An 18,869-nucleotide genomic window follows, 5' to 3' on the forward strand; every position below is an offset into this window, starting at 1 on the left:
ACTCCCTCGGGAAACGTGCCACTTATGGACCCAGACCCTGCATCTGGGGTTCAGAGGCCGAGCGCCAGCCCGGTGGCAGTGAGGCTCTTCTCGACGTCTGAGTGGTTCCAGGCTCGCCCGGGTTCGAGGCCCGGTATGGCGACGGTCAGAAGCGGGCGCCAATCCTGAACCCATCGTTCAGGGAAGCAGCGTTCGAGGAGATCGAGCATGATCGGCAACGCGGTCGAGGCACCCGGGGAGGCACCCAGCAGTCCCGCGATCGTCCGGTCATGTCCGGTGACGAGTTCGGTGCCGGATTGGAGCACGCCGATGCGCCGCCGGTCGGGTGTGATGAGCTGTGCGCGCTGGCCGGCCTGGATGAGTTCCCATTCGGACGGGTCGGCTTCGGGGTAGAAGCGCTTGAGCTGGGCGAACTTCTTCGATTTGCTCGCTGAGAGCTGCCGGATCAGGTAGGCGATCAGGGGCAGGTTCTGGAGTCCGGCGGCGGCGAGGACGTGGAGGTTGGCGAGCCTCAGGGTGGTGAAGAAGTCCAGGAGGGTTCCGTGCTTGAGCAGTTTGGTGCTGAAGGTCGCGTATGGGCCGAACAAGAGGTGCTCGGCGCCGTCGACGATGCGCTTGTCGAGGTGTGGCACCGACATGGGCGGGGCCCCAAGGGGGGCCTGGCCGTAGACCTTGGCGGTGTGCTGCGCGGCCGGCCCCGGTGCAGAGCAGCGCAGGAACGCCGCGCCGACGGGGAAGACGCCGTAGCCTTTCACCTCCGAAACGCGTGCCTTCTGCATCAGGCGCAGCGCCTGGCCTCCCGCGCCGACGAACACGAACCGGGCCCGGAAAGAGAACTTGGCTCCTGACGCCCTGTCCCGCCCCGCGGCGATCCATATGCCGTCGCGGCCTTGCCGCAGAGTGCGGACCTCGTGCCCGAACCGGACCGCTGCCCCGCGGTCGGTCGATACTTTCACCAGGTCCCGGGTGAGATTCCCGAAGTCGACGTCAGTTCCGTACGGGTAACGCGTGGCCGCAACAGGCTCGGACGCGGAGCGTCCCCGCATGACCAGAGGCGCCCATTGGGCGATCCTCGCCGGGTCGTCAGTGAATTCGATTCCATCGAACACCGCGGATTCCTTCATGGTGGTGAAGCGTCGGCGCAGGTAGTCGACGTCGGCGGCGCCGAAGACGATGTCCATATGGGGTGTGGTGTGGATGAAGCGGGCCGGGTCGATCAGGCCCAGCCGGGCGAGGTGGGCCCACCATTCACGGCTGAGCAGGAACTGCCGGGAGACCGCTTCGGCCTTGGCCGCGTCGGTCGGATCAGGCATGTAGTTGAGCTCGCAGTAGCCGGCGTGCCCGGTTCCCGCGTTGTTCCAAGGGCCGCTGCTTTCACGCGCGAGACCCGGCTGGCGCTCGAGCAGCAGGATGCGCGATTCGGGCTTGAGCGTCGCGAGCAGCGCTCCGAGGGTGGCGGACATGATCCCGCCACCGATGAGGATGGCGCCGAACTCTTCGCTCTGATTACTGCCGGGAGTGTTTCCGATCGACATGACGTATTTCCTCTCTTCTTCCGTTTCATCTTCGGGAGGGGACATTCGATCAGTCCAATGAACGTTTGGCCGTTTATGATCCGAATATGGATGACCAGATGCCTCAAGTGGCGCTAGTGGCCCCTCAGCTGGCAGCCTTCGCCGAGGTTGCCCGGCAGGGCCACGTCACGGGGGCGGCCGAAGCCTTGGGGATGCCGCAGTCCTCGGTGACCCGCCGCGTGCAGGCGTTGGAGGACGGCCTCGGGAGGCAGCTGCTGGCGCGCGTGGGTCGCGGCGTGGAGCTCACGAGCTCGGGTCGGGCCTTGTCCGACCGGCTTCAGGGGCCCCTGCGCGCGCTCGAGGAGGCCCTCGCTGCGGTCGCCCAGGAAGCCGACCCGGAGGCCGGCACGGTGAGGTTCGGGTTCCCCCTCACGATGGGTCCGGTCACGGTGCCACGACTGTTGGCTCGATTCCGCGAGGAGGCGCCCCGGGTCCGCCTCGTGCTCAGGCAGGCGCACGCCTCCGAGCTCCTGGACGGGCTGGACCGGGGGGAGCTCGATCTGGCCGTCGTCATCCCGCCGGGTCCCGCCGTGCCCCACGCGGTGCTCGGGGTCCAGGAGATCATCGCGATGCTGCCCGAGTCCCATCGACTGGCCGGGCAGGCCTCGATCCCCCTCGAGGAACTCCGGAGCGAGCAGTTCATCGCGAACCCGACGAGCTACCACCTGCGCCAGCTGACCGAGGAATGGTGCGAGGAGGCAGGGTTCGTCCCGGCGATCGCGCTTGAGATCACAGAATTCTCCACGGTGCACGCGTTCGTCTCCCAAGGCCAGGGCGTGGCCCTGATGCCGCCGAGCGAGTCGCCCGTACCCGGGATCCGCCAGATCCCCCTCGAGGGAGCCTCCAGGCACCGCGTCATAGGCCTCGTTGAGACCCCGTCAGGCCTGACGCGACCCGCAGCCAGGCTCCGGGACCACCTGTTGGCGCGCTTCAGCGAAGCCTGACGATACGGCAGATGGAGTGCCTGGGGTTACACGTGTCCCAGCTCTTCATCATCACGCGGTAGAACCGTTCGTGTACCCAGCGTTGCAGATCTCCCATCGGGTGGAAGACCAGGAGTTAATGGAGGCTGGTCAGTAGAGGAAGATGTCTACCAGGAGGGCGGCGGCTGCCGCCGCGGCCGCGGCAACAGCCACGCGTCTTCCGGGTTCGCGTGCCATGGGGCCCAGGCCCAGCATGAGTCCCGCAGCGGCCAGGGTGAACACGCCGCTGCCGGTGTCCTGCCACGAGACGGGGAAGAACGGTATCGGCGCGTCGACGAAGAATCCCGCTCCGCCGGCCGCGGCCAGAATGAGGTTCCAGGCAAACGGCCCGACGAAGGCCGCTACCGCGCCCGCCCCCCACGTCGCGTACCGCCGCCCACGCACAGTGAGCGCAACGAGCGCACCGCCAGCGACAGCGGACATGAGCGCCCCCAGCACAATCTGACCGAGACTGAGCATCGGTCCTCCTTTCTTGATTATCAACATGTGGAACACGAAGGCTCCGCACACACTGCTTACCCTTTTCAGATGAAGCTGACGTGAAGTCGCATTCCGCCGCGGTTCACCGCTGCCTTGGTCGACGAGGAAGCATGTCATGGCCGTCCCGAGGGCGAGACCGGTGCGGGCGTCGCGCGTAGGAGGAGAGTAAGTACGGCGCCCCCTCCCGGGTGGTTGGCGGCGACCGCCTGTCCGCGGTTCCGGTGTGCGAGGGCCGACGTGATAGCGAGCCCGAGGCCTGCTCCGCCCACCGAGCGCGCTGAGTCCGCCCGGGTGAAGCGGTCGAAGATGTGCGGCAGGAAGCCCGGGTCGATGCCGGCGCCGGAGTCCCGGACCTCCACGGCGACCATGGCCCGTCCTTGCGACTCTGGGGCGGTGCGGCCCACGATCGTGATGGGAGGTTTCCCGTGCACGAGGGCGTTGTCAACGAGGTTGCCTACGGCCCGCTCGAGATCGTCGCGGTTGATCTGGGCCATGAGACCGGCGGGGCACTGGACCCGCAGACCTTCCTTCCCGGCAAGGGCGAGGTATCTGGCGGCCACAGCTTCCAGGACCTGGCCGAGCTCGGTCGCCGAAGCAGCGCGCGGGGCCTGGTCTGCGCTCGAGAGCAAGAGCAGGCTGTCGGCGAGACGGGAAAGGCGTTCGGTCTCCTCCAGGGCCGAGCGCAGGGCAGCGACGAGTTCCTCGGCGCTGCGTGGGCGGCGCAGGGCGAGTTCGAGCTCGGTGGTGAGCAGGCTCAGCGGCGTGCGCAGGTCGTGGCTGGCGTCGGCGACGAACCGGCGCTGCCTGTCCAGGGAGGCGTGCAGGCGGTTGATGAGCTCGTTGAAGGTCGCCCCCAGCCGGGATATCTCATCGCGCGCCGGCGGGACCGGAAGCAGCTGGTCGGGGTCGTCCGCGGTGATCGCCGCCGCCCGGGCCCGCATCCGCTCGACCGGGCGCAGGACCCCCGCCGCAAGCAGGTAGGCTCCCGCGGCCGCCACGACCAGCACCAAGGGAAAAGACACCGCGAGCTCGCCGCTGAGATCGCCCACGGCCGCGTCACGGTCAGCCAGGCTCACGGCCGCCACCAGGAACCGTCCATCGGGGGCGGCGATCGCCGCGACCCGGACCGGCCCAGGAAGCGACCCAATGCCCTGGCGCTCGACGACAGTGGGGGCGTGCTCGCCCACGAGGACCTCGCCGGCGCCCAGAAGCGGCTGCCCGCGCGTCTCCGGGGTACTGGCCAGGACTTGGCTGCCGGAAGACAGGATCTGGGAGGCGGTGTCCTTCCCGGCCTGCGGCAGGACGGGGGCGTCAACCGCCGCGACCGCCTCCAGGCCGCGCAGGCGATACTCCAAACCGGAGGCAATCGACTCGTCGAGCGAGGCCCGCGTGCTCAGCACGGTCACGATGGCAACGACAGACAGGACCAGGGCCATCGCCAGGGTGAACGCCGCGGTCAGCCGGATCCGGATCGGCCACCGGTTCACGGTTGCGCCGCCCTGCGTCCGCCGTCGGCCCGCAGCCGGTAGCCGACCCCGCGGACGGTCTCGATCGAGCGGACACCGAACCGGCGGTCGATCTTCTCCCGCAGCGCCCGCACGTGCACGTCCACGACGTTGGAGTTCGCCTCGAAGGCCAGGTCCCAGCAGTTTTCCAGGAGCACCTCGCGCGTGAGGACCCTCCCGGGCTGTTCCATGAAGAACTCCAGCAGGGCGTGCTCCCTCGCGGTCAAATTCACCTCGGCCTCACCGCGCCAGCAGCGCATGCCCTCAGAGTCGAGCCGGAGGTTCCCGGCGACCAGTCCCCGGGCGGAGACGAGGGGGCCCCGGCGCGTGAGCGCCCGAAGCCGCGCCAGAAGCTCCTCGAGGTGGAACGGCTTGGCCAGATAGTCATCGGCACCGCTATCCAAGCCCCGGACCCGGTCATCGACGGCGTCGCGTGCGGTCAACATCAGCACCGGCACCTCGATCCCTCGCTCGCGCAGCCGGCGGCACAGCTCGAAGCCGGGAAACCCCGGCAACATCACATCCAGCACCACAGCGTCATATCCCCCGCCCGAGGCAGCCGACAGGCCGGCCGGGCTGTCGGCTGCAACATCCACCCCATAGCCCTCCTCGGCCAGGCCGCGGCGCAGCAGACCCGCCATCTTCGGCTCATCCTCGACAACCAGCACCCGCACAGTCCTTCGCTCATCCCTCCGTTTAGCGCGGGCCCGAGACGGCTTCATGGAAGCTTCATCTTCCCGCGATAGGCATATCGCTGTAACCAGCGTTGCATCCATCTTTCCAAAGGAGGAAGACATGAACCGCAGAACGAAGATCGGAATGGCCATCGCCGCCGGAGTGCTCGCCCTCGGCGCAACCGGGGCCGGAATCGCGTCATTCGCCGACGGAGACGGCGGCGACATCACCGGCCCGGCCGCGGACCAGGCCCGCGCCGCTGCCGTGCAGGCCGTCCCGGGCGGCCGCGCCGGCAAGGTCGAGGCAGACAACGAATCCGGCACCGACAGCTACAGCGTGGACGTCACCAAACCCGACGGAACCCAACTCGAGGTGCGCCTCGACAAGGCCTATCAGGTCCTCGGGACCGGACCCGTCGACGGGGACCAGGAAGGTGAGGACCGATGAGCCCCGCCGTCGAATACCGCCAACCCGAGAGGAAGAAAAACAGGATGAAAACCCCAACCACCGAGGCACGCTTGCGCCGACTCCTGCCGCCCGTGCTCTTGCTCATACTGGCAGCCCTGACCGCCTGCACCGCCCCCACACCAGCCGGCCCGAGCCCGTCCGGCGCGATGAGCGAAGGGGGCGCCATGCAGCCGGCCACTGAACAGGGCGAACGCGAACCCGAGGCGACCTCGGATGCGGACTGGAAGCCGGTCACCGACGCCCTCGGCCGCACCGGCAAGTTCGGCGACAACAACACCGTCTACCGGATCCCCCTGCCCCGCACCGACCTGCACGTCACCTCCCAGGGTGTGGACATCAAGCCCGGGCTTTCCCTCGGCGGCTACGCTGCGTTCGCCAAATATGACGATGGGGTCATGCTCATGGGCGATCTCGTCGTCACCGAAGCCGAACTGCCCAAGGTCACCGACGCACTCCAGGCCCACGGCATCGAGCAGACCGCGGTGCACAAGCACCTCCTGGAGCAGTCTCCCGCCGTGTGGTGGACCCACATCCATGCCATGGGCGATCCAGTCAAGATCGCCGAGGGCATCAAAGCCGCACTCGACGCCACCGCGATCCCCGCGCCGGCCGCCCCGGCGGCCACGCAGCCGCCCGTCGACCTGGACACCGCGGCAATCGATGCTGCCCTCGGACGCAAGGGAACCGCCGACGGCGGGATCTACAAGTACAGCCTTGCCCGCAAGGAGACCATCACCGACGGCAACGACATCCTCCCGCCAACCTTCGGGATTACCACAGCCGTCAACTTCCAGCCCCTCGGTGGAGGTAAGGCCGCTATCAACGGCGACTTCGCCCTCACCGAATCCGAAGTCCAGCCCGTCATGCAAGCCCTGCGCAAGGGCAGCATCGACATCGTCGAACTGCACAGCCACAGCCTCACCGAACAGCCACGCCTCTTCTACCTGCACTTCTGGGCAGTGAACGACGCCACCGCCCTCGCCAAAGCCCTCCGCCCCGCCCTTGACGCCAACGGCCTCAAGCCCACCGCTTAGACATCCCCCGGCCCGGAATCCCAGATCCCGGGCCGGGGAGTCCCGTCACCCGTGGCCTCCCACCAGGCGCCTGGGGCGATACCCCCCGCTCCCGCGCCATGACGTACTGACGATCGGGGGGAGGCCCACGATCATCATTTTTCCGGCGCCACCGCTTCTTCAACAGCCTCTATGACTTCTTCAAAAGCGCGCGGGTTCATCCTTAGCTGGGAACGCGTCTGAATTGTCTCCGGGAGTCATAACGGCACGAACGGTCAAAAGTCCGGCACAACTGCCAGTATGATGTAACCGTGGTTGCACGAGAGATAAATGATGATGAGGGCAGGTTCCCGACAGGGTCGGAGGTCGGAACGAAAATGCCGAATAAAGGGCACGTCATCCCCCTGAAGGAGGCGGTGCGGGCATGGTTCTCAATTTCCTGGCAGACCTTTGGCGGGCCCGCAGGACAGATCGCTGTCATGCAGCACAAGCTCGTGGACGACAAACGCTGGATCAGCCAGCGCCGGTTCCTGCATGCCCTAAATTTCTGCCACCTCCTGCCCGGACCCGAGGCCCAGCAGCTGGCCATCTACACCGGCTGGCTCCTGAACGGATGGATCGGCGGCCTGATCGCCGGGATCCTCTTCGTCATCCCCGGCGCCGTGGCCATCCTCGGGCTTTCAGCGCTGTATATCGCGGCCGGCTCAACGGCGGTCGTGACGGGCCTGTTCGCGGGCGTCGCCCCCGCCGTGGTCGCGATCGTCGCCCATGCCCTCCAGCGGGTCGCCTCCCGCGCCCTCGGTCACCCCATCCTTGTCGCCCTGGCAGTGACAGCGTTCATTGCACTTGCGTTCTTCAAAATCCCGTTCCCGGTGGTCGTGCTCACCGCCGGAGCCCTGGGCTGGGCCCTCAGCCGGAAAATACCGGAACTGCGGCGAGTGAAAGCCGACCCTTCCGATAACGGCCCCGCACCGTTGATCAGCGACGACGCACTCCACCAGGACCGGCCCAGCCACCGCCGTTCTCTGTTGATCATCCTGCTCGGTGCCATGGTCTGGCTCGCCCCCGTCGGCCTCGCGGCACTTGTCTTCTCACCACAGAGTGTGTTCGTGGACCAGGGACTCTTCTTCTCCGGAGCGGCCATCGTGACGTTCGGCGGCGCCTACGCCGTCTTGGCCTACGTGGCCCAGCAAGCCGTGAACGTTTTCCATTGGCTTGCCCCTGGGGAAATGGTCAAGGGCCTCGCCCTGGCCGAAACCACGCCCGGGCCCTTGATCATGGTCGTCCAGTTCGTCGCCTTCGTCGGCGCCTACCGCAACCCAGGCAGCTTGGACCCGTGGGTGGCGGCCGTGCTGGCTTCGCTCCTGGTGACCTGGGTGACGTTCGTCCCCTGCTTCATTTTCGTCTTCCTCGGAGCCCCCTATCTGGAACGGCTCCGCGGAAACCAGCACGTGGCCGCAGCCCTGACCGGCATCACCGCCGCCGTCGTCGGCGTCATCGCCGACATTTCCCTTTACTTCACCGAACACACACTCTTCAACGACGTCAGGCCCTTCCAATGGGGACCGATCCAATTCGACGTCCCCGTCTGGGCGTCCTGGAACCCCGTCGCTCTTGCTATCACCGCCCTGGCATGCCTACTGATCTTCTGGCTCAAATGGCCCACCATGAGAACTCTTGGCCTCTGCTCCGCCATCGGCCTCGGAGTCGGAATCGTCACCATGCTGAACAGCTGACCCCGACCGGGGCAACTAATAGTCGTCTCGTAACCCTTGGGATACGAGACGTCTCACTGGCTTCGGACCGTAAGATGCTGACTCCCATGAAATCTAGCGGCTTTCTCTGCGCCCGGCGTGTGACTGTTAGTTCAGAATGGCGGTTAAATCGCGGCTCTGATTGGCGGCTCATGGCCGCCAGCCTTCAGATCCGGGCTGCCGCTGCGAGTTGCACGGGGGTGTTTTGTTCGTCCCAAGTGGCTGCGAGGATCCTCTGTTCCAGGGACCTTTCGACGCGATTGAGTGACCGCTTAATCGACAGCTCCAGGTCACCCGCACTGATGGTTGTCACGTGACCCACGGTGTTGGGAACTACTGAGTCGATGACAGGAACTCCTGTGCCGGGCGTCCCCGTGCTGTGCAAATGCACGGATTCGGGAATTAATTGAAACCCCCCATCGACCTCGAAGGACTGGTCGGCCTGTGGCTGGCCGGTCAAGATGGTAGTAGCCAAGGCGGATGCGTAGACGGGATCGCTGGCAGCGTCGTAAATCCATCTCGTTCCGAGAAAAGAGTGCTCCATCGTGCCAATCAGGTCGGCGCCTTGAAGAGGCGAACCTCTGTATGTCAGCGGAACCTGGAAAACTGCGCTCTCACTTGCAACCAGAAGTGTTTCGATGCCGACCTCGCCGTCCGGATCGTCAAAACGGAAGGAGCCGACGCGCGCCAGATCCGTTAGCGCATTGCCCCTGAACCACGGCTGGCTCGGCAGCCACTGTTTGAGGAGCTCCATTTTCGATGGAGTCAGAGTTGCTCTGTGAACAATTGCCATGGACCCAGCGTAGGGCCCTGCGAAATCAGGAATGACATTCGGCACAGGCCTGCACACTCCAGTAACTCTGGGGTGACTGCGTGTCTAAATCGACCGTATTTGCTACAAAGAAACCAACTCCTCGTGTCGTTTTCAGTACCCGTCTGCACAACTGGCTGCGTGTTTCCGGGGTTGTGCAGCCGAGTATGGATACCGAAGTGTCAGAAGTCGCCTGCACGAAACCGTATTCCGCTCAATACTCCTCTGCGCAATTCGTAGTTGTTTAACCTGCACGATCTGCGCAGGGCTCTCGCCCCACGGACATGCCGGCATCGTGTTCCACAACCGGGCGGCAGGTCATGGTTTCGCGAGGTGCCGATAGATCGTGGGCCGGGTGACGCCGAATTCCTGGGCAATGTGTTCCACAGTGTGAGCCCGCTTCCCGTCGGTGCCCTTTTCTTCATACATTTCCCGGGCCAGCTTCACCTGGCGCGGGCCGAGCTTGGGTTTCTGCCCGCCGGTCCGCCCACGCGCCCGGGCCGCGGCCAGGCCGTCGCGGGTGCGTTCGGACATGAGGGCGTGTTCGAATTCGGCAATTGAGCCCAGGATCTGGAAGAACATTCGCCCCATCGGGGTGGATGTATCGATGCTTTGGTCCAGGACCACCAGGTCGACCCCGCGCTCCTGGAGTGTTTTGGAGAGTTCGATGAGGTTTTCCAGTGACCGGCCAAGTCGGTCGAGTTTGGTGACGACGAGTTGGTCCCCGGCCCGGTTGGCCGAGAGCAACGCTTTGTCCAGTTCAGGTCGGCGGGCTAGCTTTCCTGAGGCCACATCAACGAACACCTGGTCGCACCCGGCTGCAGCCAGGGCATCATGTTGGGCTTCGGGGTGCTGATCGCGGGTAGAGACCCGCCCATAGCCAATCCGCATCCCCATAATGTATCACCAACCCTATTAGTCGTTACATTGGCGCGTACGCGGCAAGCTTTACAAATTGAGCACTGGGTTGGCGCGGTCTGTTGAAAAGCTCCGGGTATGTCTCGTGAACGATCGTTACTGACATGACGAGCGCATCCACACACCTGCTTCATCACCAAGAAACGCCTCCCCATCGAAAAAAGCAGCAGGGGCAGCCTGAGTCTTTCCGGGTCCCCAAAGAACTCCAACGGGTCTTCATCCGAGAACTCAGTCGCTGCCCCTACTGCCAACGCGCCCCCAACCTAACAAAGCACTACTAGGCCAATTGCTTCGCTCGTCTGCCGAGGTAGAGGACGATGAGGCCGCACAGAGCAGACGGGATCGCGAGGGTCACGAAGAGCTGCTGATGGGTCCACCCTGCGGAGAGCATGCCGCCGAGGATGAGAGGGCCCGCGATTCCGCCTAATCGGCCGACGCCAAGGGCCCATCCGACGCCCGTGGAGCGGATTTCCTCCGGGTAGAAGGTCGTTGCGAGGGCGATGACGCTCTTTTGGCCCCCGCTGACCGCGCAGCCGATAAGGAAGGTCGCGACCAGCACGACCCAAATCGAGGCGCCGAGCGTGAAGCTCATCAGTACAAGGAAGCCGCACCCGAGCAGGTAAAGCGTCCCAAGCGCGCCGTAGGCGCCCAGCCGGTCCATTGCCGGCCCGACAATGAACGCGACCACGATACCGCCGATGGTGGTCATGGACGCGGCTGTTGCCAGTGTTCCGGCAGAGTAGCCATGCTCATGGAGGATGGTCGGGAGCCAGCTCTGCAGGCCGTAGAACATCGCCAGGTTGATTGCGAAGACGACCCACAACAGGATCGTTCCGAGGAGCTCTCCTCCGGAAAAAATCTTGCTGAGCTTAACTCGCTTGCCGGCTTCGGCATTCTCCGCCTCAACTGGCAGCGCGCTCCCGGCAGGCAGGGTCCTGTCGATGCGGCGGCAGAGTGCGTACGCCTTGTCGCTCTGACCGCGACGCAAGAGGTAGGTGAGTGACTCGGGCAGCCGCCAGGTCAGGACGACCAACAGGACCAACGGCAGGACCGCGCCGGCGACGAACACCGAGCGCCAGCCGTGTACGGGGATGAGCCAGTCGGCGACGTAGTTGGCGAGCACAAAACCGAGCGAGAAGCCGACGTAGATCGCCAGTACAAAGCTGGCCCGGACCCGCTTGGGACTGTATTCGGCGGTCAACGCGATCGTGCTCGGGGTTGCGGCGCCGAGCCCCACGCCGGTGATGAACCGCATCACTATGAGCTGGTCGGTGTTCTGCACCCAGACCGAGAGCAGCGTTGCGATCGAGAAGATTGCGACACCGGTGATGACCAACCGCTTGTGGCCGAACTTGTCCGAGAGCGGGGCCAACAGCAGGTAGCCGACCATCAGACCGATCAGGGCGGCCGAGAAGATGGTGCTCATCGTGCCCTTGGAGATCCCCCAGTCATGGGTGATGGCAGGGGCCATGTAGTTGATCGCCTGCGTATCGAACCCGTCAAGCAGCATGACCAGGCCGCACAGCAGAACAGTTCCGAGCTGGAACCGGCCGGGACGGCGGCTGTCGATAAAGGCGGGTAACCGCAGCGAGGCGTTGGAGTCGAGTGAAGTGGTACCGGACATGTAGGTGCTCCTAGGGGGGTTAGTCGACAACGACGGGTGCCACAGCGGAGACGAACGCGTCGGAGTGGAACCGGTCGGGGGCGACGCCGCACTCACGTGCCAGCTGCTCGGCCGCGATTCGTGTCATGGCTTCGCTGCCGCAGGCATAGACGTGGTGGCCGCTGAGGTCAGGGTGGTCTGCGATCGCGGCCGCCTGGACCCAGCCAGTGGCGCCGTCCCACCCGGGATGTGGGCGTGAGAGCACGGGCGTGAACCGGAGCCAGGGGTGACGCTGGGTCCACATGTTGATGGTGTCGAGGGCGTACAGGTCCTCGACGGTGCGTGCTCCCCAGTAGAGGTGCACGGGACGGGTCAGCCTCCGGGCGATGTGGTCGAGGATGATCGATCGCATCGGGGCGTACCCGGTGCCCGTGGCGAGCAGGATGATCGGGTCCTCGGCGCCATCGGGATCCGCGACGAAGAACTCGCCGAAGGGCGCCTCGATCTCGACAGTGTCATGGAACTCTAATTGCTGCAGGATCCGCGCAGAGAACACGCCGTTCGGCTCGTGGCGGATGTGCAGCTGAGCCAGATCGTTGTGTTGCGGTGCGTTGGCCAGCGAGTACGACCGGGTGTCGCCGTCATCGAGGATGACGTTGAGGAACTGGCCGGCCCTGAACGGCGTACGCCGACCAATCGGGTAGCGCAAATCGAGGATGGTCACACTGGGCGCGACTTGGCGGCGCCGGAAGACGGCCGTCGTCAACCGCTTGCGTACCGGCGGTGTGCGTGCTTCGATCCGGCGCGGCGCAATTTCGATGTCTCCGACTGGTTGCGCCCGGCACAGCCGCACCTCGGTGGGCGCACAAACGGGCCCGCTGCCGAGGCCCTCGACTGAGCCTGACGTCAGGGAGCCCAGGCAGCTGTCGCAGACACCCTTGCGGCAGGAGTACGGGATTGCCCAGCCGGCCGTCTCGGCCGCATCGAGAACATTTTGTCCGGCATCGCAACCGAAGGCGACTTCGGAGTCGCGAACACTGATGGTGAAGGTCATCTCAGGGCCTCCTGAGGGGTCGGGGCGAGGAGCCGGAGCGCGGCAAGAACGGCGCTCGGATCAGCGATGCCCTGCCCGGCGATGTTGAAGGCGGGCCCATGGCCCACGCTGGCGAATGGGGCACCTGCGCCGATGGTGACCGCGGCAGCGGTACGCCCGGCCAGGGTCTTGATCGGGATGTGCCCCTGGTCGTGGTACATCGCCAGGTAGGCGTCGGCATCGCGGTCGCCGCCGAGCAGGATGTCTGCGCCGGTTGGCCCGTCGACGCGTACCCCCCGGTCGCGGAGGGCAGCCACGGCGGGCTCGGTGACCCGGCTGTCGTCCTCACCGAAGAGCCCGCCCTCACCGGCATGCGGGTTGATGCCGAAGACACCGATCCGAGGATGTGTGACGCCCATCGCCAGCAGGGTCCGATGGAGCGCCAGTCCGGCCTCGATGACCAGCTCAGGGGTGAGCCGCGCCAGCGAACCAGCCAAGCGCTCGTGCAGCGTGACGTGAGCGATCCGCATCCCGCCGCCGACCAGCATCAAGAAGACTTGGTCGGCCCGGGTACCGGTGAGTTCTGCGATCAGCGGCGGATAGCCGGCGAAGTAGATCCCCGCGCGGTGGACCGCGGTCTCCGAATGCGGGCAGGCGACCACGCCGGTATAACCGCCACCCACTGCTAGGCGGATAGCCGCGGAGGCATACGCGATGGTGGCCGCACCGGCGGCCGCACTCACCTCACCGACAGCCAGCTCAGAGGGGGCCAGCGCGCCGACGTCGACTAGGTCACATACCCCGGGCGCTGCGGTCGCACCGGGCGCTGCTTCGCGCAGGGTGAGACCGGCACGAGCGGCGTACGGCTCGACTACGTGCCGGTCGCCCACCACGACCGGCGCCGCGGTGCCGAGTTCTGCGACCGCCTTCACAGCGATCTCCGGGCCGATGCCGTTCGGATCCCCGATGGCGAGAAGAAGCCTGGGAACCCCGCTCACAGCGGCAGCACCAGCAGGGTGTCAATTCGAGAGCTGTCGCAGACGACGATCCTCTTCTTGATTAGCGCCTGACCGTCCTCGACAACGTACTCATCGAGATAGCGGCCGCTGGCGAACACATCGGTGGGGCCGTTGCCGGTGACGCGTATGACCAGGAAGGAGGTCTCGCTGGTGGCCCCACCGTCGCTCTCCTCGAGGATTGCCGGCTGACCGAGCAGATGGCGATAACTGTGCGGCTCGTAGATGTTGGCTTCCTTGAGCGCGGAGACCCGGTCCTTGAGCATCGCCTTGTTGTTGGCCCAGATGACCCCTGCGGGCAGGCCGCGCCGGTGGTTGTCAGCCGTGGTGACCTTATAGAAGGCGTCATCGGTGAAGTGCTCGGCCCAGTCCTCGATCGGACCGTCGTCGATCGAGCGGACGTAGCTGCCTTGAGCGCGGCTGATCAGGTTGAAGACGTCCATCACTTGCTCTCCTCGATGTCGAAGCCCATCGCCTCGCGGTAGACCTTCCAGAAGCCCCGGATCGAGGCCTCGGTGACCCGGCTTTCGCTCGAGACCGCCTGATCCCCACCCATCTGGACGGTGGCGAACTCGCCGCTGGCGCCGGCGATGCCGCGCTGGACGAAGCCACCGATCGCGCCGTCCTCCATCGAGACGTAGCCGGCGGGGCCGACCAGGTTGGACTGCTTCATCCGGACGAGCTGCTGCTCCTCGGTGTCGTCCTCGAAGCCGAGATAGGTCCAGTTGAGGTTGGTGGACTCGACTCCGGTCGGCAGCACCTGGCGTACGGCAATCGAGTTCTGGATCTGCTGCAGGACGAATCCTGGCGAGACCGAGAGGATTTGTAGGGTGATGTCGTCGCCGACTTCGGAGAAGCTATCGACCAGGGACGGGTCCTCGAGCTGGTAGTCAGACTCTGAGCGGATCTTCTGGTCCTTGTAGTGCCCGGCCGCCTTGGCCTCGGCCTCTCGGTTGATGGCGGACCAGCTGACATGGTGGCCGCCGTTCTCGGAGACGATGATGCCGCCCTTCTGGTTCAGTTTGTTGAGTCCGAACGTGGTGAAGAACAGGTGCAGGATACTCGCGTGGTAGGAGTCTTTGACGTTCTCCATGTAGAGCTTCCAGTTGTTCGGCAGGTTCTGAGTGAAGCGGCCCAGCACGACCGGCTTACGTCCACCGAGCACACGCTCGATCCGGTCAAGGATCTCCTGACCGAGGTACTCCTCGATCTCGGGCACGTCGTTGTTGAGACTGCCGAAGATCAGACCATGCACATTGGCCAGCCGGAGACGGCGCGGGCTGTGGGCGGCCTTGCAGAAGTCCGGCGACATCCCGCCCTTGCCGTTGATGCCATCCTCGAAGGCGACGCCGGTCAAATCACCTTGAAGGTTGTAAGTCCAGGCGTGGTAGACGCAAGTGAAGTCTTTGGCGTGCCCGTAGTTCTCCATCGCGATCAGTGAGCCGCGGTGGGCGCAGCGGTTCTCGAAGGCGTAAATCTGACCGTCGTGGTCGCGGGTCACGAGGACCGGCTGCTCACCGATGAAAGTGGCGCAGAAGTCACCTGGCGCAGCCAACTCGGCCTCCAGGCAGAGGTAGTTCCACATCGGACCGTGAAAGATCCGCTCCTGCTCGGCCTTATAGACATCCTCGTCCTGAAAGACCCAGTAAGGCACCTCTGTCAGCGACTTCGGCCAGCGGCGCTCAGACACCGTGTCCGGCGATATGGCGGTCACGACTGGGTTGTACTCACTCATGCGTATTCCTTTGACGATGCTTGACAAACACTGTTCGTTTTGCGAACATATGTTTTATAATCGAACACCGCCCATTAGATGTGCCGCTAGTCACATCTGTCAAGAGAGGCCTGCGTGGCGACTGAAGGAATGGCAGGATTAGCGAAGGGCCTGGCTGTACTCGAGGCCTTTGGAGCCAGTGCTCCTCGGCTCTCAATTAGTGAGGCCGCGCGTGCAACCGGGCTGAGCCGGGCGACGGCGCTCCGATGCCTGAACACGCTTGCCGAGCTCGGCTATGTCGCCTTCGACGGGAAGTTCTTCACTCCCACCCCACGAGTCCTCCGGATTGGTGCCACCTATGGCGAAACAGCCGCACTTCCCCAGCTGGCGCAGCCGCACCTCTCGGCGATACGCGAGGCGATCGACGAATCAACCTCTTTGGCGGTTCGCTACGAGACCGACTCTCTGTTCGTAGCACGCAGCGAAGGCGCGCGGCTGCTCAACACCGGCGTCCGCGTCGGCGCCCGGCTCCCGCTGTACGCCTCGTCAACCGGCCAGGTGTTGCTCGGCTCCCTGACCGACTCGGAGCTCTCCGACTACCTCGCCACCACCGAGTTCACGGCCCGCACCTCGCACACGCCGACCACTGCCGATGCCGTCGCGGAGCGCATCGAGGCGGCGCGCACCGACGGAATGGCTATCAGCAACGAGGAACTCGAGCCAGGCCTGCTCTCCATCGCGGTCCCTGTCCTGGATCCGGCCGGCCACATCGTCGCCGCGATTTCGGTCAGCGCATCGACCTCACGCGTCACCGTCGACGAACTCCGCGACCGCGTCGCCCCCGTCATGCAGCGTCACGCAACGGCGTTGGGGCGACAGCTCTGACGACGCGGGTGTCCGACCGGCGATGCCGAACGCCAAGGACCATCGAGGGTCTGTCAAAAATGAGATAGTCCCACCCACAACGCTGGGGATGCATGGTCACGAGCTTCGATCCGCCGGCCTCATCGAACCGGAGAAGATGCTGCGCGTACGCCAGCGCGCAACACTCCGATCTGCTCCGATGACAGAGGCATCGGAGCATACCGCCGGAAGCGTGGTGCCGTAGGGGACATCGGTACTAGCGCCTACGCTCCCGCGGACGTGACCGTCCTTGCCTGGGGATGCAGGTGCCGGTGACCGACTGCTCGGGCGGCGGTCCAGCGCCGCAGGGGGCTGGGCTTTGGCTTTCTCCTGGGCAAAGCTCACCGGGCGCGGGTCAGGTGTGCGCCACCTGGCCCGCACGCTCGGTACCGACGTCATGAACGTCCAGCGGATCGCCGGGACCCTTATCGCCGCCGGCCTGTGTGTGACCACCCAGGACCCGGCCGACGCCCGTCGGCGCCCCCTGCACCCACCGCCGAGGGCAACCGGCTTGCCAAGATCGCCGCCCACCGCGCTGCGGCCAGCGAAAAAAACCTGAGCGCTGTGCTCGGGCCGCAGCGCTACGCAGCCATGGTCAAAGGATTGCAGCAACTCCTCGCTCAGGATGACCCACCATCGGCACGGGAGGTCACCGCTCAGCTCCGGCCCGAGCACAGCGGATCTCCCTAAACCGTGTCGAACCGACCAAACGCCGCAGGCTTAGCGTCTGATATTCGTCGAATTCACAAGCCACCCCTGCTTTAGCCCCGCGTTTGAGTGATGGGTGTTGCCGCGCCACTGCCTTATTTGCCCGGCTCCAATCCCGCCACCAGGGCTTGAATCTGCGGTTGCTCCGCTGGGAGTGCCTCTTGCCGTACCACTTTCGCTGGGGTCCCTTACGGCGACTCACGCCACCTTCGCGTCGATGCGCTTCCACATCTTCGCGACATCAACTTCCGTGACCACCGCGCCGAAGGTGCCCCGCACGCTCTTCACGGTCCCCTCGTGCAGGTCGGGTGCGTAGGCGGCACAACAGTCCTCGACGAGCGTGACGTGGTAGTCGAGAGACAGCCCGTCGCGCAGCGTGGACTCCACGCACACGTTGGTCGCGACACCCGTAACCAGAAGCGACTCGATTCCCGCGGTGCGTAGAACCATGTCGAGGTCGGTACCCGCAAATGCCGAGTAGCGGTGCTTGTTCACAACCCGCTCACCCGTCTCGGGTGCCACGCCGTAGAACTCGGCTCCCCACGATCTCGTGTAACAGTTCGGCAGGTACGGCGCTGTGTCGACATCGCCGCCTCGTGTGTTCCAGACGTACGAGTCGACCTGCTCGTCCCCCAGGGTCAGCGGTGACCACGTGCTCATTTTTGCTTCTGCCTAACATACGCCTTACACAGCCCTTGTCCTACAGATTCGTGCTGATGAAATCGGTTCGGACATGCTTCAGCGCGAACGAAACCGAGGGTTGGTCCGGGGGCTGGTAGACGGTTCCGGAAGAGTTTATGCTGGTGAAGGCCCAGGTTGGCCCGGCCCCCTTTTTGCAGGAATCCTCGTTATTCCATCCGGAGCTGGGGATAGTGGTAGGCACCGTCACCGGGTATGAGGGCAGATAAAGAATCGTGAGCGCGGGCTGCGCCTGTGCCGGAGAGATGAAGGGCCCCGTTGACCTATGCCTGTGGCCGTTACCCCTGGTTCCCACCCTGTTCCCGTAATCCTTCAGATCGTGGCTGAGGACCCGAGGTCTTTGCAGGATGATTTGGATCGGGCCGTGGAACAGATCCGTGCAGCTGCTGTGTCCGGGGACCGGCGGGGGATCCTCGTTACCCGCCGGTCCCGGTCACTGTTCACCGTGGAAGCCAGCAGTGATGTCCCGCATGGCATCATCCGGGAAAAGGACCGCTGGCACCGCCCGGTCAGCCATCTGTCCTCTGAACCGGGGGACGGCCCAGGGCTGTGACCCCGGACCGGGCGGCCGGGGATATCTGGCGGACAGATCCCGCGACATTGCGGGACATCGTGCTGGACCGGGACGCAATGGAGGCCCGCCTGACCCAGTGCCCGGCGCCGGAAAGGGTCTGGATCCTGTGCCTGCTGGACCGGACCGAGGAAGCCATCACCGAAGGACAGAAACTGCTGGACGCTTCATCGGACCGGCTCCATCCCTTGCCGTTACTCGCCACTCGCCCAGGCATACCAACGGCAATACTCCTGGCACGAGGCCGCGAGGCTACAGGAAGAAGCCCTGCGACTGGCCCATACCCGGCCACGGGAAGCACTGGTCCGTCGTCAGATCGGCCGCCGGCTGTTCGACGAAGCACGCTACCGCGAAGCGGCCCAGGAATTCGAATGGGCCCGCGACCTCTACCGCAGCACAGGGCAACGAGAACACCTCGTCCAGGCCTGCCAACAAGCCCTG

18 protein-coding genes and 1 pseudogene are annotated in these 18,869 nt (G+C 65.2%); 7 read left to right on the forward strand and 12 right to left on the reverse strand.

Going from position 1 to position 18,869, the window contains the following annotated elements; translation table 11 throughout:
- Positions 1–50: 50 nt before the first annotated feature.
- Positions 51–1,535, reverse strand: coding sequence for a malate:quinone oxidoreductase (locus J2X98_RS10915; RefSeq protein WP_307307819.1), 1,485 nt, complete (start codon positions 1,533–1,535; stop codon positions 51–53).
- Between the two features lie 98 nt (positions 1,536–1,633).
- On the opposite strand from J2X98_RS10915, the pseudogene J2X98_RS22215 reads away from it, so the two are divergent.
- Both J2X98_RS22215 and J2X98_RS10920 read left to right on the forward strand, forming a co-directional pair.
- Positions 1,634–1,822 (forward strand): annotated as a pseudogene (locus J2X98_RS22215) (helix-turn-helix domain-containing protein); the annotation flags it as partial.
- Positions 1,823–1,837: 15 nt separating this feature from the next.
- The gene (locus tag J2X98_RS10920) at positions 1,838–2,518 is read left to right on the forward strand and encodes a LysR substrate-binding domain-containing protein (protein ID WP_307307821.1); all 681 of its coding nucleotides are present in this window, start codon (positions 1,838–1,840) and stop codon (positions 2,516–2,518) included.
- A 129-nt stretch (positions 2,519–2,647) separates the two neighbouring features.
- Here J2X98_RS10920 and J2X98_RS10925 read toward each other — a convergent pair whose 3' ends face one another.
- The 3 genes from J2X98_RS10925 to J2X98_RS10935 all read right to left on the reverse strand — a co-directional run bounded on the left by J2X98_RS10925 (position 2,648) and on the right by J2X98_RS10935 (position 5,210).
- Entirely contained in the window at positions 2,648–3,016 is a 369-nt protein-coding gene (locus tag J2X98_RS10925; RefSeq protein ID WP_307307825.1) for a hypothetical protein, read from the reverse strand.
- Positions 3,017–3,150: 134 nt separating this feature from the next.
- Positions 3,151–4,524 carry a sensor histidine kinase gene (locus J2X98_RS10930; RefSeq protein WP_307307827.1) on the reverse strand — a complete coding sequence of 458 codons (1,374 nt, stop codon included), beginning with the start codon at positions 4,522–4,524 and terminating at the stop codon, positions 3,151–3,153.
- Positions 4,521–5,210, reverse strand: coding sequence for a response regulator transcription factor (locus tag J2X98_RS10935; RefSeq protein WP_307307830.1), 690 nt, complete (start codon positions 5,208–5,210; stop codon positions 4,521–4,523). Before J2X98_RS10935 ends, J2X98_RS10930 begins: the two co-directional genes overlap by 4 nt.
- A gap of 127 nt (positions 5,211–5,337) precedes the next feature.
- Between J2X98_RS10935 and J2X98_RS10940 the strand changes: the two genes are divergently transcribed.
- The 3 genes from J2X98_RS10940 (at position 5,338) to chrA (ending at position 8,434) form a co-directional block, all read left to right on the forward strand.
- Positions 5,338–5,664: a PepSY domain-containing protein gene (locus tag J2X98_RS10940; RefSeq protein ID WP_236803178.1), complete on the forward strand. Its 327-nt coding sequence runs from the start codon at positions 5,338–5,340 to the stop codon at positions 5,662–5,664.
- 44 nt (positions 5,665–5,708) lie between these two features.
- Positions 5,709–6,719 (forward strand): DUF1259 domain-containing protein, encoded by a 1,011-nt coding sequence (locus tag J2X98_RS10945; protein ID WP_307307832.1) that lies wholly within the window; start codon positions 5,709–5,711, stop codon positions 6,717–6,719.
- Between the two features lie 356 nt (positions 6,720–7,075).
- Positions 7,076–8,434, forward strand: a complete 1,359-nt coding sequence (gene chrA, locus J2X98_RS10950) for a chromate efflux transporter (protein ID WP_236803179.1) — start codon at positions 7,076–7,078, stop codon at positions 8,432–8,434.
- A 184-nt stretch (positions 8,435–8,618) separates the two neighbouring features.
- On the opposite strand, the gene J2X98_RS10955 is transcribed toward chrA, so the two are convergent.
- The 7 genes from J2X98_RS10955 to J2X98_RS10985 form a co-directional block, all read right to left on the reverse strand.
- Positions 8,619–9,245 (reverse strand): CG0192-related protein, encoded by a 627-nt coding sequence (locus tag J2X98_RS10955; RefSeq protein WP_307307837.1) that lies wholly within the window; start codon positions 9,243–9,245, stop codon positions 8,619–8,621.
- Positions 9,246–9,581: 336 nt separating this feature from the next.
- Positions 9,582–10,154: a recombinase family protein gene (locus tag J2X98_RS10960; RefSeq protein WP_307307841.1), complete on the reverse strand. Its 573-nt coding sequence runs from the start codon at positions 10,152–10,154 to the stop codon at positions 9,582–9,584.
- 304 nt (positions 10,155–10,458) lie between these two features.
- Positions 10,459–11,805, reverse strand: a complete 1,347-nt coding sequence (locus J2X98_RS10965; RefSeq protein ID WP_307307844.1) for an MFS transporter — start codon at positions 11,803–11,805, stop codon at positions 10,459–10,461.
- A gap of 19 nt (positions 11,806–11,824) precedes the next feature.
- A complete protein-coding gene (locus J2X98_RS10970; RefSeq protein ID WP_307307847.1) occupies positions 11,825–12,838 on the reverse strand; it encodes an FAD-binding oxidoreductase in 1,014 nt (337 codons plus the stop codon).
- Entirely contained in the window at positions 12,835–13,815 is a 981-nt protein-coding gene (locus tag J2X98_RS10975) for a PdxA family dehydrogenase (protein WP_307307850.1), read from the reverse strand. The genes J2X98_RS10970 and J2X98_RS10975 overlap by 4 nt, the downstream gene beginning before the upstream one ends.
- On the reverse strand, positions 13,812–14,276 hold the full coding sequence (locus J2X98_RS10980) for an aromatic-ring-hydroxylating dioxygenase subunit beta (protein WP_306971195.1): 465 nt from the start codon (positions 14,274–14,276) through the stop codon (positions 13,812–13,814). Before J2X98_RS10980 ends, J2X98_RS10975 begins: the two co-directional genes overlap by 4 nt.
- Complete coding sequence (locus J2X98_RS10985; RefSeq protein ID WP_307307854.1) at positions 14,276–15,568, reverse strand: aromatic ring-hydroxylating dioxygenase subunit alpha; 1,293 nt, start codon at positions 15,566–15,568, stop codon at positions 14,276–14,278. Before J2X98_RS10985 ends, J2X98_RS10980 begins: the two co-directional genes overlap by 1 nt.
- Positions 15,569–15,697: 129 nt before the next feature.
- On the opposite strand from J2X98_RS10985, the gene J2X98_RS10990 reads away from it, so the two are divergent.
- Positions 15,698–16,432, forward strand: a complete 735-nt coding sequence (locus tag J2X98_RS10990; protein WP_307307857.1) for an IclR family transcriptional regulator domain-containing protein — start codon at positions 15,698–15,700, stop codon at positions 16,430–16,432.
- 924 nt (positions 16,433–17,356) lie between these two features.
- Here J2X98_RS10990 and J2X98_RS10995 read toward each other — a convergent pair.
- Positions 17,357–17,818 (reverse strand): cysteine hydrolase family protein, encoded by a 462-nt coding sequence (locus J2X98_RS10995; RefSeq protein ID WP_307307859.1) that lies wholly within the window; start codon positions 17,816–17,818, stop codon positions 17,357–17,359.
- Between the two features lie 403 nt (positions 17,819–18,221).
- On the opposite strand from J2X98_RS10995, the gene J2X98_RS11000 reads away from it, so the two are divergent.
- Positions 18,222–18,410, forward strand: a complete 189-nt coding sequence (locus J2X98_RS11000) for a hypothetical protein (protein WP_307307863.1) — start codon at positions 18,222–18,224, stop codon at positions 18,408–18,410.
- The last annotated feature ends 459 nt before the right edge of the window (positions 18,411–18,869 follow it).

Source organism: Pseudarthrobacter enclensis (genome assembly GCF_030811655.1).
Taxonomy (GTDB): Bacteria; Actinomycetota; Actinomycetes; order Actinomycetales; family Micrococcaceae; genus Arthrobacter; species Arthrobacter enclensis_A.

What these genes read in the sequence shown, in the direction of transcription:
- J2X98_RS10965 (WP_307307844.1), bottom strand. Translation starts at nt 11,805, where the DNA reads ATGTCCGGTACCACTTCACTCGACTCCAACGCCTCGCTGCGGTTACCC.
- J2X98_RS10955 (WP_307307837.1), bottom strand. Translation starts at nt 9,245, where the DNA reads ATGGCAATTGTTCACAGAGCAACTCTGACTCCATCGAAAATGGAGCTC.
- J2X98_RS10925 (WP_307307825.1), bottom strand. Translation starts at nt 3,016, where the DNA reads ATGCTCAGTCTCGGTCAGATTGTGCTGGGGGCGCTCATGTCCGCTGTC.
- J2X98_RS10985 (WP_307307854.1), bottom strand. Translation starts at nt 15,568, where the DNA reads ATGAGTGAGTACAACCCAGTCGTGACCGCCATATCGCCGGACACGGTG.
- chrA (WP_236803179.1), top strand. Translation starts at nt 7,076, where the DNA reads ATGCCGAATAAAGGGCACGTCATCCCCCTGAAGGAGGCGGTGCGGGCA.
- J2X98_RS10980 (WP_306971195.1), bottom strand. Translation starts at nt 14,276, where the DNA reads ATGGACGTCTTCAACCTGATCAGCCGCGCTCAAGGCAGCTACGTCCGC.
- J2X98_RS10970 (WP_307307847.1), bottom strand. Translation starts at nt 12,838, where the DNA reads ATGACCTTCACCATCAGTGTTCGCGACTCCGAAGTCGCCTTCGGTTGC.
- J2X98_RS10945 (WP_307307832.1), top strand. Translation starts at nt 5,709, where the DNA reads ATGAAAACCCCAACCACCGAGGCACGCTTGCGCCGACTCCTGCCGCCC.
- J2X98_RS10995 (WP_307307859.1), bottom strand. Translation starts at nt 17,818, where the DNA reads ATGAGCACGTGGTCACCGCTGACCCTGGGGGACGAGCAGGTCGACTCG.
- J2X98_RS10960 (WP_307307841.1), bottom strand. Translation starts at nt 10,154, where the DNA reads ATGCGGATTGGCTATGGGCGGGTCTCTACCCGCGATCAGCACCCCGAA.
- J2X98_RS10915 (WP_307307819.1), bottom strand. Translation starts at nt 1,535, where the DNA reads ATGTCGATCGGAAACACTCCCGGCAGTAATCAGAGCGAAGAGTTCGGC.
- J2X98_RS10990 (WP_307307857.1), top strand. Translation starts at nt 15,698, where the DNA reads ATGGCAGGATTAGCGAAGGGCCTGGCTGTACTCGAGGCCTTTGGAGCC.
- J2X98_RS10940 (WP_236803178.1), top strand. Translation starts at nt 5,338, where the DNA reads ATGAACCGCAGAACGAAGATCGGAATGGCCATCGCCGCCGGAGTGCTC.